The sequence below is a fragment of the Legionella maceachernii genome (assembly GCF_900167045.1).
Classification (GTDB): Bacteria; Pseudomonadota; Gammaproteobacteria; order Legionellales; family Legionellaceae; genus Tatlockia; species Tatlockia maceachernii.
In genome coordinates, this window is the sequence record NZ_FUXJ01000012.1 from 60,933 (window position 1) to 75,547 (window position 14,615).

Here is a 14,615-nt window from a genome sequence, read left to right on the forward strand (position 1 = left end):
GTTCCCTTAAGTACTAAGTTTCATTTTTCACGACAGGTAAATCTGCCCACCGTGTGGTATAGGCAGGTGATTTTAGTTCAGCCCGCATGGCCCAAGGTTTACTGAATCCCTCTGCTGCCAAACGAATTGTCTCATGACCATATCGCTCATTAATTGAATCCAGCACTTGCATTAACTTATCTTTTTTCATTAAATCGCTGTCTGCGGGTTGATTAAATAAATCCATCTGCCTCGGGTTTTTAGGAATAAGACCCTCAAGACAAACCCCTACTTTCTTATAGCGACAACCTTCTCTAAACAATTGTTTTAGGCACCGCTTTGCTACTTTAGTTATAAGGATTAAATCATCAGTAGGATTAATGAGTTTAAATTGGATGCTTTTACAATGCTGCGGTAGATCTTCCCGAAAACGATTCGTTTGTACAAACACATCAACATACTGGGCAACTAAGCGTTGACGTCTTAGTTTTTCGCAAGCCCTCGCGCAATGGGAACTAATGGCCTGTGCAATGAATTCGTAATCCACCTGCATAACACCAAAAGATTTTGATGACATGATTGATTGCTGTGGTTCTCTCTCCTCAAGCCCTGCGCAAGAGATTCCGCGAAGCTCCATCGCTATTCTCATCATCACCACGTTATATTGCTTTCTGAGTAAATGGGGATTTAAATGGGCTAAGTCAAAAGCGGTATAAACACCTTGTCGTAGTAATTTGCTGGCCCATTGCCGCCCAACGCCCCAAACATCCCCCACCTCAATGCGCTCTAGCCATTGGGGTTGATGGGTTATATTGAATACCGGAATCATTAATTCTTTCTTAGCAACATGATTGGCAATTTTTGCTAAAGTCTTTGTTGACCCAATACCAATTGAAGTAGGAATACCAATTTCTTTTAAAATCCGTTTTTGTAAAGCAGAGCAAAAATCATCATGCTGCTCCTTAGGCAGAGAGGATAAATCCAAAAACGCTTCGTCAATGGAATAGATTTCAACGTCTGTGCAGTGATCTTGAATAACCGACATTACCCGATGAGAAATATCCCCATATAAAGTATAATTTGAAGAAAAAATACTCACATTGTGTTCGTCGCAAAGCGCCTTGACTTCAAAAAAAGGGCAACCCATTTTTATTCCTAACACCTTTGCTTCATTAGAGCGGGCAATCACACATCCGTCATTGTTGGACAGCACGACAATGGGCTTATTTCGCAAATCAGGTCGAAATAAGCGCTCACAGCTTGCATAAAAATTATTGCAATCGATTAAAGCAAACACTTGCTTCATCCCAAGGTATGAATAACGTGTTTTACCACTCCCCAGATGACCACATCTTGTTCGTCTGTAATATCGATGGCGGGGTATTTATTATTTTCAGGCAAAAGCTTTACGCGACCGTTTAATTTTGAAAGCCGCTTAACGGTAAGCTCACCATTAATAGCAGCAATCACTATTTTGCCGTGAATGGCTTCAAGACTACGGTCCACAATTAACAAATCACCGGATTGAATGCCTACATCAGACATCGAATCCCCTGACGCTTTCACAATGAAAGTAGCTGCAGGGTGATTGATGAGGTGCTCATTTAAATCGAGAAAATCTTCAATGTCACCCTCCGCAGGCGAAGGAAAACCGGCTCGTACAGAACTGGTATAAAGCGGTAGTCGAGAGGTTGCAGAGTTACGCCTCATTGTGCGCAAAATATTTTCCCTAACCTTATTCTGCTCTTGTCTTGTCTTTAGCCCTGCCTCCCCTATTCTCATGGTTTTACCTTTTGATTTTTGTACCTCATTCAATGATAGAGTTAAAAGGGCTACCCTGTAAATGCAAAAATGGAGCACAAAGAGTAAAATTTAGATAACCATAAGACACAAAAGGCATTTTTCCTACAAAGAAATCCGAGCTAGGAAATGAAGTCCTTGTTCTCTTGTTTTTTTAGTAAAAGCAGTGCTGAAATAATCAATAACCCTCCCCCTATAGCAATCAACCCAGCACTGGATAGAATGGATAATAAATTGGAACCAAACCCCGTGACCATCCAAGCAAATGCCATTACAGCACCTGAAATTCCCATTACCCATCCTTGTGATTGAGCGTCCACGGCATTGGAGAATAACGTTAATAAGCAGGCAAAAGCCATAATATCAAAAACGGCGATAACCACTGCTAAGGGCCATTGCCATAAAGGACTAGGCATCACATAAACCAGTAGTTGCCCTAGACCAGTCAGAGTAAGGGTGGTTAGTGCAATGTGGTGTACTTTATAGCGGTTCACACAGAGAGGCATTCCAATCAGGATGCCAATAGCAAACCCCAAACCAATCATGCCTTGCACTGCCCCCAACTGCCAATTGGTGTAATTATAAGCAGTTCTCATGTGCACAATGATGAATTGAAAGTAAAGACTAAATCCCATTTGCATCAATAAAAACACCAACGCCAGAATGCGGACTGATTGATGCTCAAAAGCTTCAATGAAAATTTGAACAGGCCGGAAAAAAGATATTTTCTTATGCGACAGCGCTAAAACGGTATCTTGATAGCCCAACTTTATCCAAACCCACGCACCAAATGCAAGTAATGCGGCCATCAAAAAGGGGGTAGTCAAAGTAAACCAAGGCAGTAATTGTTGATCCGACATGACACCGCCAAGTAAAGGACCAAGAACAGATCCCAAACTAAAGCTCATGGAAATCAAACTCATGTTTAATGCCTTGGTTTCAGGCGTGCTTAAATCGGCAATAGAAGCTTGAGCGATGGGTTGGCTACCTGCCATTAAACCAGAAAGCGCGCGACCGAGAAGTAATAAACTCAAGTAAGAAAAAGCCACGCCAATCCCCATTAATAGAAAACTCAAGGTGATTCCTAACATGCATAGCAACAATACTTTTTTTCGCCCCCAAACATCAGATAAATCCCCCATGAATGACGTACCAAAAAACATGCATAAAGGATAAAGAATGTAACTTAATCCCAAATAGAAATGTTTCACTGCCAAACTCGCATCTGCACTTAACACTGGGCTATGATCAGCAGTAAAGATGGCAGTCATTACTGGATAAACAAGTCCAAACCCTAAAGCATCAATGACCACTGCAAAGAAACAAGGCGCGGTTTTTCGGAACATGGTTGTCTCTTCTGATGAAGGATATAGTTTTCAATATATTGTTATCCTAGGTGTTTTGTCTACTCTAATGCCACAGTCAAACTTTATCCCAGGTCTTTCTTCAGGATGAAAAAAGCATAGGAAGTCACCCGCTACTTGGAAGTGGACCATCGACTACAAGAGCTTAAATATTTGCTGGGAGTTTTCACTTTTTAATTTAAATTCCAAAAAGGTATAGCATTGCAAATGCTGGGTCAGGGGTGTGATAGTGTCCACTTTTTGAAGTTTAACTTCATTGTGTTTTTTCTCATTAATGCCTATCAATGTGTTGTATGCCGGAGTTCTTTCTACCTTTACAGTAAGAGTCCCTGATAAAGGAAGGAATTGCACCTCAGGGAGTTTGTCGGCAACAATGATATGCGCATCAATTTTAGTGATGTCATTTGCCTCCATAATTTGATTTTTATAATTGTCCAAACAAATTTCGACGCCAATAGTTAGTCCATTGATGGTGATGATATTGCTGTCTTTATGCCCTTTTTTAAAAAAAACATGCTGCCCCAATTTACCCCCTGAGAATTCTAAATCAAAATTTTGGTGGGGATTGCTTTTTCTGTACTTCATCACAGCACCTTGATGCACAAAATAGATCATGTTTCGATAGTAAGTTTTTTGATTGTCTTTACTGTTTTTCTGCCAACAAATTGTTCCCGGAACCAGAATTAAGTCAGTATTTTTAGAGAGTTGCATAAGGGACTCTTTGAATTTATTTTTTTGTTCCGCTGAGAAGTATCTGTCTTTGCCACTTTTAGAAAAATCTTTGAACAAATATTCGGGTGCAATAAAAAGGGCTTTTATTAATCCACTGCTTTGTGTATCTTGCAAATCTTTTTTGACCAATTCAATTTGTTTCTCTAATTCTTTTAATCGATCATCAAAAGGACTTTCATAAAAGCAAGCATCCGGTTGAAAGAAGTAAACTTTAAATTGGGTACTGATAATAGGCAAATTATTATTAAATTCTGCTCTGGGATGATACATCGACTACTCCGCATTGTTTGTGCGCAAATTATACCTTTATTGTGCATTAATGCCACACGTAGCAATAAAATGGGTATTTTTTTACTCCAACTGGCTACCTGCTAAAACTGAATTAAATTTGACGCCAAAGATCATAAAATAAATGCTTTGTGCTTTTTTTATCCATACATGATATAATTTAATTGTTTGCTGCACCTTAATCCATGCAAAAAACGAGCTGTCCTTATTACGTTGTGTTGTAAAATGAAATATGTCCTTGATTATCCTAATATAAACGATCGCACTGCCTTCTTAGATTATGTAAAGCATGATGATGCTATGGCAGAGATTTATTTTGATGATGAGACGGAACAATTAAGTCATCAAACGGAAAAATTATTTGAGAGCAGTGGAAAACGGTTACATCACAATACTCATCAATGCGATTTAATGTTGGTCTTACGCGAAAATGAGAAAATCATTGGCTTTATTGAATTAAGGCTAACCAAGGACCCTCATATGATGTCGCAATTATTTAGCTTATTTGTCGATAAAAACCATCGCCTTAAAGGACTAGCTAATTTAATGATGTTTTATTCCCTTGATTTTTTTGTCAACAGCAACCAAACGACTTTAACAGTAAGCCCTACGGCTGAATCACTTGTTGTTTATAATAAATTTGCTTTTTATCCACCAGATACCACGGAAGAAAAAGATTTAGCCGCTTGGTTTAAACAAACCGAAAAAACACGGCTTGAGCATCTGCAGGACTCCCCTTCAGAATACCTTGTGATGAATTTAGAATCCCCGTCTTGCTATGAAGCGTTTAAAAAACATTGCGATAAAACGGTACAAAATTTTCCTAAACATGAGATTTCTCAAAGGCTAGCGACTGATTTAACCACTGATGTGTTCAATTGGAGAAAGAAAAGCTCGGCTTCGTTAACGGATACGGGTTTAAGCGTTCTCAATACTGAAAAAACAGATAAAAAAAGAAAATTTGAGGATCCTGTGGTTGAAAATGAACAAAATAACACCCCTTGCAACTAAGAACACAGCTGTTGTCGATAGCTATGGCTACATTTGCTTTAGTAAAACTATTACGCCCTGGCTCATCTGCTTTCCAAACCCAAACGAGCACACCCCTCAAATGAGGGATAATTTTATTCTCTAGCAATGGTCTAGAGTTTATGCTAACTTGCAATTGAGCAAAAGAGGCCTCTTCAAGCCTTAATATTTATTATCACTCACCGCTCCTCCAGCAGCTAAAAAAGTTGCTATAAAGCTAAAGTTATGACGAATAAAATTGAAAACGCATTAATCATTGGTTTGCAGATGTGCCTAAGTGGCCTTATCTGCTTGACTATTTCACAATATTTTCATTTTCATGAAGGGTTCTGGTCCGTTGTAACGGTGTCCTCCATTGCTCGCCCTAATTTTTCAGCCACATTTGTTAAAGCATTTCTGCGATTGACAGGTACTTTGTGTGGTGCATTAGTGGGTTTTATCCTCGCAATGCAAATAGGTTATTCACCTTTGGCATTATTTTTTGCCGTTTTACTTTTTTCCACAATAACCACCTATATTGGTTTACAGACAAGACCTTATAACTACTTATCTGTGGTTGCTGGGTTCAGTGCTGTTATTGTCATTCAATCCTTCTTGCTCAATAACATAAAGGCGGTAGCACTTTATCGTACACTTGAAGTCTGTTTAGGAATCATTGTGGTCGGTGTAGTGAGTTGGATCATGTCTAAATTGACTCCCGCAAAGCAGCAGCTGGTTGATCACGAAGCCGCAAAAAAAATAAAATTAGCGTTTAAGAGCATCCATTTTTCTAAAGCGGATTTAATTGATTCCTTTATTATTGGTATTACTGTTTCGCTCACCTTTCTTTCCTGGATGATTTTTCGTTACCCACAAGGCGTATGGGTAACAATTACCTTATTTGTTATCCTCGAAAATACCGTCAAAGGGACTCACGAAAAAGGTTTAGCGCGCTTCTTAGGGCAGTGCTTTGCGGCTATTCTAGGTGGCTCTGTAGCGATCTTATTTCCCAATAGTCTAATAATTATCGGCGCAGTGTTAGCGTTGGGATTTTTCTTGTGCGGTATGTCAATTGGGTATGAAATGAAATTTTCAGCAACCGGAAACCACGCAGGCAGTGCATTAGCCATTATGCTATTGGCCGGATTACCTGGCGATGCAACCGAAGTGGTTATCGGCCGATTTTTAAATGTACTCGCAGGGATTGTTATTGCAACGTTTATCAGCTGGTTAGTTTTTAAAGAGTAGTCGCTCTTTGAGATAGCAAGCTCTCGTTGGTTACTGATTCTTTTTCCGTGGAAGAAGGAGTCAGCAAAGTGAAGGAATTGGAATCCTTAAGAAAAGCATACAGAGTATTGCCTGCAACCCATTAGAAAACAACAAATTGCTTTTCCACATTTTAAAAATTGATTGGGAAAATCGTATAACCATAGCTAAACTTAATTTAATAGGCTTAATAGGGAGTGTTACGGTGAAATTAATCAACGCTTTTATTATGGCCCTTGTTTGTTTTTTCGGTTCCACTCAAAGTTTTGCTGCTAAGAAAATATTAACTTTAGGCCCACCTCCTCGAGGGCTAGAGTGCCAAGAAATTTATGAAATAGCCTCTCCACCTAAGTCAACACAAGAGATTTTCAATTCAACCCAATCTATCTGTACGCAGAAAGGCGGATTAAATGTGCTCAGTGAAACCTATGGGGATTTAAGGCAGCCTCAAGGCGTCATTTTATCTTGTGTTGGAGATACCCCTAATAGAGTCGTTTTTGCCTGTTATTTCCCTGCAAATTAAGACTACTCTTTATTTCTGACTTCAGATTCAGCCGGGCGAGACTTCATTAATTGGTTTTTTCCTTTTAATAATCCGTGATTTCGAGAATTCGATGAAAAAGCTGTTAGAATAATTAAAGCTGCTTGTTAACTTCTATTGCCCACTGCAAATGAACCAGTCGTTAATTGAAAGCGTCCGCAAAAGTCATTGAAATATTGGAGCTAAATGTCATGAACAATTCTGTATTAAACAAATACCAATCGGTTAATGAATCAGAATTGGGTAAAAAATCGGCTTACGATTCAACCTATAATCCTGATCGACTCTACCCTATTCCTCGAGCAGGCAAGCGGCAAGAAATCGGCATTGATCCAGCCAATCCTCCCTTTGTTGGTTTTGATTGCTGGAATCATTATGAAGTCTCTTGGCTCAATGAAAAAGGGAAACCGTTGGTTGGGATTGGTGAAATTTTTTATGATTGTAATTCACCGAAACTTATTGAATCCAAATCATTGAAGCTTTATTTTAACTCTTTCAATAATACCCGAATAAAAAACATTGATGCGTTAGAAAATACAATCAAAAAAGACTTAGAAGAACGTATCGAAGCTCCCGTTTTAGTTAAAATTTATCCTTTGGAGCAAGCTAAACAATCCTCTATTTCTTCAGCGCTTAAGGGCGAGTGCCTTGATCATCTCGATGTCGAATGTTCAATTTATTTAATTGAACCCGCATTTCTTAGTGTTGATGATATCGTGGTGGAAGAAGTTTTGTATTCTAACTTGCTCAAATCAAATTGCTTAATCACCCATCAACCCGATTGGGGGAGTGTACAAATTGCTTACAAAGGGAAAAAGATTAATCGAGAAGGATTATTAAAATACCTTATTTCCTATAGAAATCATAATGAGTTTCATGAACAATGCATTGAACGGATTTTTGTGGACATTATGAATTACTGCAAACCCGAGCAATTAACCGTTTATGGCCGTTACACTCGACGAGGAGGATTAGATATTAATCCTTATCGAACAACGGGGAATACAGCATTTGATAAGGAAAATAACCGATTAGTTCGTCAGTAAGAGATAAACCTCATGTAGCTATTTCCTCAGTAATATTCATTTTTTAATTGTGAGAAAGCATATATTTATTCCCGAGAGGGAATAAATATGGTGTTTCTGCCAAGAATTTTTGTCAGGTTCGAAAAAGAAATACTTCAATTCTTAGAAGATAAGCAAGCGCGATAAAATCCATAAATTAATCAATTTGGCTAAAAAGAATCTATACTATGGATTATCTTACCATGAGTTTATTTTTATGCCTGAAGTAGACGTAATTTTATCTAAAAAAGATAAAAAAGATAAAAAAGAACTCTTCCTTTGCTTAACAGATAGATCAATTCATTTTGAAAAAATTGACGACGCTGTTTGCACATTGAACGAAAATAATTACAGGCACTCTTCAAATAATCAATCGGAATCAAAAAACCCTCTTATTTCCGCAGAATGTGCTGTGTTCTCAGGAAATTTATTAAGGTTTATTCTAGGGGAGTTTCAACCTGAATATTACTTAACAATCAATTCAAACGATAAAAAAATTTATCGCGTGGGTACCGAAGTAAAAAATTACAAAGATTGGTGTGAAGTAATTCGTGTAGATAACACTCAAGAAGGCAGTTTGTTTTTACAATGGGATAATGAAGGTGAACAGAACATTTTAAATTTAAAAATATGGGGTCTGACAGCCATGTTAGTCGCCTGTTATTTTGTCGGCGAAACCGATTGGGCTGATACTAATTTTGGTTTCGCAAAAATTAATGATGGGTTTATTGTTGTAAGACTTGATCCAGGCTATAGCTTTAATTCATTCATTATTAACAATTGCACAGTTAATCTAAGCGATTTTATGAATGATTTGCTGCTGAACTTCATTGGCAAAGAAATAGGAAATGAAAACCCAGAATGTGAATATTTATCTGAACTTATCGATTACGAGCGAGGAGAACTTCGCAATGCTACAGCTAAAACCGTGTTCTCCAACCCAGCTGAAATAGCATTTACTGTTCGAAGAATAGTGCAAATTGAAGCAGAAGACTTACATCAAATAAAAGAATGTTCTTTTGTCAAAAGACATTATGATTTCGCAGATAAATTAATTGATCGATTACTTCAAAGACAGTATCTATTTAAACGATTCCTTTGCCATCTCGATAGTGCACAGGTTCCTCCACTGGTGAGTGGAAATAAGACATCAGCACCAAATAATCCAAGCCAGGAAAATGCACCAAATAATAGCAAAATTTCTAACATCCCTTTTAATTTTTTTCCTAGCGACACAGGTCAAATTTCACATAAACGTAGAGAAGGTGATGCGTCCTTGAGCAATACTGAGCCTCCTAAGAAATGGAGAGGCTAATGACTGTCTAGATGATGTGTTAGTTTAAGCTTATTCTTCCCGAAAACCGCTACTTGCTAACTGCAGACTGCCCAATCCAAATCTTCAATTTCTTAGCCAATCGGCCCTTTCCGCGCAACTGAAGTGATGCGGCTGGATCAATACTTTTGAGTAGGCGATATTCACCTAATACAGCATGAATAGGCCAACATTGCTGAATAAGGGCAATGATTTCAAACAAATGGCTTGGAGACTCCAAAGAAAGCCAATTTTTAAAGGATTTTTCTTGCAATTGCCTGTGTTGGCTCGCTGTCAATGACAAATTTTCTGTCACTCGATGCAAACAATCGACGAATGAAAAGAAAGGATGTGTAATGACGACTTCGCCTAAATCAATCAGCGTAGTTTGATGAGTATATGGATTAACCAGGATATTTTTATCATGAAAATCACCATGCCCAAACGTATCAGGAATTTTATATTGTGCTAATTGATCACAAATCGACAACAGCTTTTTCTTTAGGCTTTGCAATATTTTTAATTCATCAACCGTTAGACCCTCTTCAATTAATAACTGTTCTTCTGCAATCAATTCTTGGTAGAGCGTGGGCAATTTTTCCAAACGCCAATCAGGAACACCCAGACTAAAAAAGAGATTTATTTTATTGACTGCCATAAATTGGAGTGCGGTGTATTGCTGTATCGCATCAATGAATACCTGAGTCTTAAATCCTTGTTTAAAAAAACCATGTAAAGAGACACCTGCATCTTGCATCAAAAAACAATGGTCTTCCCTGTTGTGCGCTAAGACATGAGGAACATTGGCTTGAAATTGTTCTTTCAGTAGCTTGATGACGTTGACTTCCAACGACAAAGCCTGAGGTACTTTTTTTAAATAAATGAAGCCTCGATTCGTTTGAAAACGACAAACGTGAGACCAAGCCGTTTCCAGAATTTTTTCAGGGATAGGATGGTCAACGCAATAGCCCAAATCGTCTAAAATTTTTATAGCCCAGTGGATATAAGGAAGAGTCATGTTTGGGAGATCTATGCTCAAGAAACTTCCAATTTAGCACACCTTTTTAATTGAGCAAAAATCAAAGATAGATTAATGTTGGAGGGGGCAGAAGGGCACTGCTATTCAATGATGAGTATGCCTGTCTATGTCCTGCGACGTAGCTAGGATCAAAAGCCCTAACTTAATGCAGAGGGAGCGGAGTGCACCCAATAACCGAGTAGAAATAAACGGAGTGAAAATTGAGTAGACAACGAGTAGCAATTACAGGCATCGGAATGGTTACGCCACTTGGATTGACCGCTGAAGAAACTTGGAAAAATATTTTAGCAGGCAAAAGCGGCGTGCATAAAATTACTGAGTTTAATGTAACCGATTACTCCACTCAAATATGGGCCAAGGTGAAGAATTTTAATATTGAAAACTACGTTTCCGCTAAAGATAGCCGTAAAATGGATTTGTTTACTCAATACGGTATAGCAGCTGCCGAAGAAGCCATGATTGATTCTGGTTTAGTGATTGATGAGCCTCTGTCTTTGCGGGCTGGAGTCGCTGTGGGTTCAGGCATTGGTGGTATAGACACCATTACTGCTAATTTTGAAAAGTTGCTGCAGGGTGGTCCACGTAAAGTTTCTCCTTTTTTTATCCCAGCTGGCATCATCAATATGGTTGCAGGCCAAATTTCAATTAAGCATCAACTCAAAGGCCCTAATATTTCTGTGGTGACCGCATGTACGACGGGAGCACATAATATAGGTCTTGGCGCACGCCTAATAGCGAGTGGCGATGCAGATGTCATGCTTTGTGGGGGCGCAGAAATGACATGCACCCCCCTTTGTCTCGCTGGATTTGCTGCAGTAAGAGCTTTATCAAAACGCAATGATGAACCTGAAAAAGCCTCCCGTCCCTGGGATAAAGATCGAGACGGCTTTGTCATGGGAGAGGGTGCCGGTACTCTTGTTCTTGAATCTTATGAGCATGCAAAAGCACGTGGTGCCAAGATCTATGCCGAATTAGTCGGCTTTGGAATGTCTGGCGATGCTTTCCATATCACCGCCCCTGACGAAGACGCTGACGGTGCTTCCCGCTCCATGCTTAACGCCCTTCGTGACGCGCAAATTGAGCCTCATTTAATTGATTACATTAATGCGCATGGCACCTCAACTTATTTAAATGACTTAAATGAGACAATTGCAGTCAAGCGGGTTTTCGGTACACACGCTTATAAGTTAGCAATGAGCTCGACTAAATCCATGACAGGGCACTTAATTGGTGCGGCTGGAGCGGTAGAGGCTATTTTTTCAATCTTATCAATACGCGATCAAGTAGCCCCTCCTACTATCAATCTTGATAATCCCGACGAGGCTTGTGATTTGAACTACGTGCCTCATCAACCTCAAGAAAGACGAATTGAGTATGTTTTGAGTAATTCGCTAGGGTTTGGTGGAACAAATGGGAGTTTGGTGTTTAAAAAAGTGTAGTTAGGTGAATATAGGAATTAGTGGGACTTACGACCGAACTCTTATGTACAGGTGGATGTCGGATAATGAGCGTTAGGCGTCTTCATCTAAGTGAAGCTGGCACACGGCTTATTAGTGCTGACCTCCCTTCTGAGATTGTAAGTTGTGTAAGCCCAGCTAATTCTCTAACTTATAATTTAATGCAGGAAAAGATTTTTTTCAATGCATTTTGTTATTTTTTTACACATTTATTACCGCTTTTTTCTTTGCTGTATTTAAATGTTTTGAGACATGATACTTTATAAGGTGTCAATAGAGTACTAAGGAGGGTTTCGATGAACAGCGTTAAATTACTACTAATTTCATTATTGCTGTTTAGTATTAGTGGGGTGTCTCTAGCCAACGATAACAATCAATCTAATGCGGTGGTAATTCCCCAGATTTTTGAGAAAGCCAAGCAAAATGATAATTGGAAACTTGCTTTTTTAACTGCAAAAAATGCTCAAATTGTTTTCATGAACGTTTCACCTGCTACTAACCCAAATAACGAAATTGGCAAAGAAACCCATCCATTTGATCAAATTATTTTTATAGCTAAAGGCCAAGGTAAAGCAATCTTGAACGGCAAAAGCATCATGATTAATCCAGGTGATATTGTTTTTATTCCGCAAGGAGTTGAGCATAATGTTGTTAATCTAAGCACTAAGAATCCACTTAAAATTCTTAGCGTTTATTCGTCAACTGACATTCCTGCAAACTCAACCTATAAGACCAAAGCAGATACTCAATGAGAGAATAAGGCGGATTCAATTTAGCGAATCCGCAACCGCACAACCCATTTATTTTCAGATTTAGATCAATAAGTAGTATAATTACGCTGTAGAAAGGTGTAATTAGGGATATTGATGCGCTCCACTATGATGTTATTTCTTACAAATACGCGCCATTTTATGCTGAGCGCGATCCAAGAAATGTCGTTAATATAGACCCAGGTGAAGGCCACGGTATTTTTACTTCAGGCATGACAGAATGCGTGTCATTTGCCTTTCATGAAACGTTTAGAAGTATTGCATTACGACAAAGATTTTTCTCAAGTCAAAGCAATGCCTTTCAAATTGGAAAAAGAGAATTTTCCTCTTGATGAAACTGCTCAAAGTGATCAGGATTCTTCATCAATCAATTCTGAATCCTCTGATTCCGAATCTCCTAATGGCCCCTAAAGAGCCATTTTACCTCATCTTGTAAGCAAAAATTCGTGAATCTCTCAAAAATACTTATTCTTCACCATGAGTAATAAAGGAATAGCCAATAATTGAATCATCACTGAAAAAATAACAAGTGCCAGCACTGAGATATCGTAAAGCATGCCCATGGATGCACTTCCTAAAAACCAAAAAACACCAAATCCGGTGTTGAAAATACCATAAGCAGAGGCGCGTTGCTCTTTGGGTATCATTTTGGCAACAATGGCACGCATGAGAGATTCATGCGCACCAACGCCAATGCTCCATAAAATAACGCCTAATAAGGCTAGACTGAAATTTCCCAGAAACACAAAAGGTGCAAACAGACAGGAAATCAAGCTGATAACAATTAAAACACTAAAGCCTTTGCGATCATAAAGATGCCCGAGTAACGGTGCACTCATGGTATTAGCCCCCATGGCAATTGAATAAGCAATCGGAATCCAAATGAGTGATAAAAGTCCAGTTTTTTGAAAATGATAAGCCATTAATGGAAAATCAGCATACCCTGCTGCAATTAACGCGGCCCCAGTTAAGTAAAGCCAAAAAGCGGCACTCATCGTTGAGGTTTGCAAATGACTTTGCTCTATTTCCAAATCTTGTGGTCGGGGATAAAGCCATCGTGCAAACAGTAAAGTGATTAAAGCCAGCAAAGCAGGAATCAATAGAATTGCAAAACTGAATTGATACCCTTCTTTAAAATAAAGAGCGATTGCAATGAGGAGAGGCCCCACCATTCCCCCAATTTGATCAAGCGCTTCATGTAAACCAAACGCCCACCCCATGCCCACGTGATTTCCTGCGTGAGATAACATGGCGTCTCGAGCAGGAGCACGTATCGCTTTGCCTACACGCTCTACGAGTATCAGAATCGCAGCAACCCACCAATGCCCTACCAATGCCAGCAAAGGAACCGCTATTAAGTTACACGTATACCCTAGGATAGTGATGGTCCAATATTTTTTTGTTCGATCAGCAAGATAGCCTGAAGTGATACGTAAGACATACCCAAGTAATTCCCCTAATCCAGAGACAAAGCCCACGATGGCCGCATTAGCGCCTAATAACGCCAAATAAGGCCCAATAATGCTACGTGCTCCTTCGTAAGTCATGTCCGCAAATAGGCTGACAACGCCTAAAAGGAGAATAAACTTAAATGCTTTTTTACAGGGAAGATCTGCTTTGTGTTTGAGATTCATGAAAATAAGGCATGGATTTCTTTAGGCTCATCATCACTGACTGGGTATAAATGTGAATCCATTTTCTTATTTCTCCTTGTAACAACGTAACTCATTGACAATATAATTTTTATGCGACGTGCGTTAGTCTTCGTAAGCTTTTTGAAACTTTCTCACGATTTTATTAGTGGTATTATCAATGATTTCTCCGTGGACATCTCCGAAATTTCCATTGGCTTGCAATACCATCCACGCATAGAGTTGATCAATGTCATCCCCCTCTTTCGTTGCAATTTTTTCTTCATTGCAATAGGCATTCGCAGTGTACTGTTTTCCCATGTTATCCCTCCTTTCTAAAGGGGCTTACTACAAGTCTAGCTAG

Annotated in this window: 15 protein-coding genes and 1 other RNA gene; 8 read left to right on the top strand and 8 right to left on the bottom strand. The window is 39.0% G+C overall.

Features of this window, described 5'->3' with window-relative positions:
• Positions 1–13: 13 nt before the first annotated feature.
• The 4 genes from B5D33_RS11075 to B5D33_RS11090 form a co-directional block, all read right to left on the bottom strand.
• The gene (locus B5D33_RS11075; protein WP_058452194.1) at positions 14–1,285 is read right to left on the bottom strand and encodes a Y-family DNA polymerase; all 1,272 of its coding nucleotides are present in this window, start codon (positions 1,283–1,285) and stop codon (positions 14–16) included.
• Complete coding sequence (locus tag B5D33_RS11080; protein WP_058452193.1) at positions 1,282–1,761, bottom strand: LexA family protein; 480 nt, start codon at positions 1,759–1,761, stop codon at positions 1,282–1,284. Before B5D33_RS11080 ends, B5D33_RS11075 begins: the two co-directional genes overlap by 4 nt.
• A 140-nt stretch (positions 1,762–1,901) precedes the next feature.
• A complete protein-coding gene (locus tag B5D33_RS11085; protein ID WP_058452192.1) occupies positions 1,902–3,125 on the bottom strand; it encodes an MFS transporter in 1,224 nt (407 codons plus the stop codon).
• A 153-nt stretch (positions 3,126–3,278) separates the two neighbouring features.
• Positions 3,279–4,145: a nitrilase-related carbon-nitrogen hydrolase gene (locus B5D33_RS11090; RefSeq protein WP_058452191.1), complete on the bottom strand. Its 867-nt coding sequence runs from the start codon at positions 4,143–4,145 to the stop codon at positions 3,279–3,281.
• A 243-nt stretch (positions 4,146–4,388) separates the two neighbouring features.
• Between B5D33_RS11090 and B5D33_RS11095 the strand changes: the two genes are divergently transcribed.
• The 5 genes from B5D33_RS11095 (at position 4,389) to B5D33_RS11115 (ending at position 9,357) form a co-directional block, all read left to right on the top strand.
• A complete protein-coding gene (locus tag B5D33_RS11095; RefSeq protein ID WP_058452190.1) occupies positions 4,389–5,174 on the top strand; it encodes a GNAT family N-acetyltransferase in 786 nt (261 codons plus the stop codon).
• Positions 5,175–5,417: 243 nt separating this feature from the next.
• A complete protein-coding gene (locus B5D33_RS11100; RefSeq protein WP_058452189.1) occupies positions 5,418–6,419 on the top strand; it encodes an FUSC family protein in 1,002 nt (333 codons plus the stop codon).
• Between the two features lie 223 nt (positions 6,420–6,642).
• Entirely contained in the window at positions 6,643–6,960 is a 318-nt protein-coding gene (locus B5D33_RS11105; protein ID WP_058452188.1) for a hypothetical protein, read from the top strand.
• 209 nt (positions 6,961–7,169) lie between these two features.
• Positions 7,170–8,024, top strand: coding sequence for an NADPH-dependent 7-cyano-7-deazaguanine reductase QueF (gene queF, locus B5D33_RS11110; protein ID WP_058452187.1), 855 nt, complete (start codon positions 7,170–7,172; stop codon positions 8,022–8,024).
• Positions 8,025–8,208: 184 nt separating this feature from the next.
• Entirely contained in the window at positions 8,209–9,357 is a 1,149-nt protein-coding gene (locus B5D33_RS11115) for a hypothetical protein (RefSeq protein ID WP_133140996.1), read from the top strand.
• A gap of 49 nt (positions 9,358–9,406) precedes the next feature.
• Here the strand turns inward: B5D33_RS11115 and B5D33_RS11120 are convergent, their stop codons facing one another.
• Complete coding sequence (locus B5D33_RS11120; protein ID WP_234802500.1) at positions 9,407–10,393, bottom strand: aminoglycoside phosphotransferase family protein; 987 nt, start codon at positions 10,391–10,393, stop codon at positions 9,407–9,409.
• Positions 10,394–10,593: 200 nt separating this feature from the next.
• Between B5D33_RS11120 and fabF the strand changes: the two genes are divergently transcribed.
• Positions 10,594–11,832 carry a beta-ketoacyl-ACP synthase II gene (fabF, locus tag B5D33_RS11125; protein WP_058452184.1) on the top strand — a complete coding sequence of 413 codons (1,239 nt, stop codon included), beginning with the start codon at positions 10,594–10,596 and terminating at the stop codon, positions 11,830–11,832.
• A 36-nt stretch (positions 11,833–11,868) separates the two neighbouring features.
• Here fabF and ssrS read toward each other — a convergent pair.
• Positions 11,869–11,976, bottom strand: a non-coding RNA gene (gene ssrS, locus B5D33_RS17130) — 6S RNA.
• Positions 11,977–12,146: 170 nt separating this feature from the next.
• On the opposite strand from ssrS, the gene B5D33_RS11135 reads away from it, so the two are divergent.
• Entirely contained in the window at positions 12,147–12,602 is a 456-nt protein-coding gene (locus B5D33_RS11135) for a cupin domain-containing protein (RefSeq protein ID WP_058452182.1), read from the top strand.
• Between the two features lie 258 nt (positions 12,603–12,860).
• Positions 12,861–13,031 (top strand): hypothetical protein, encoded by a 171-nt coding sequence (locus B5D33_RS16630; protein WP_156415005.1) that lies wholly within the window; start codon positions 12,861–12,863, stop codon positions 13,029–13,031.
• Positions 13,032–13,075: 44 nt separating this feature from the next.
• Here the strand turns inward: B5D33_RS16630 and B5D33_RS11140 are convergent, their stop codons facing one another.
• Entirely contained in the window at positions 13,076–14,254 is a 1,179-nt protein-coding gene (locus B5D33_RS11140) for an MFS transporter (protein WP_058452181.1), read from the bottom strand.
• Between the two features lie 123 nt (positions 14,255–14,377).
• Positions 14,378–14,572, bottom strand: coding sequence for a hypothetical protein (locus tag B5D33_RS11145; RefSeq protein ID WP_058452180.1), 195 nt, complete (start codon positions 14,570–14,572; stop codon positions 14,378–14,380).
• Between the last annotated feature and the right edge of the window lie 43 nt (positions 14,573–14,615).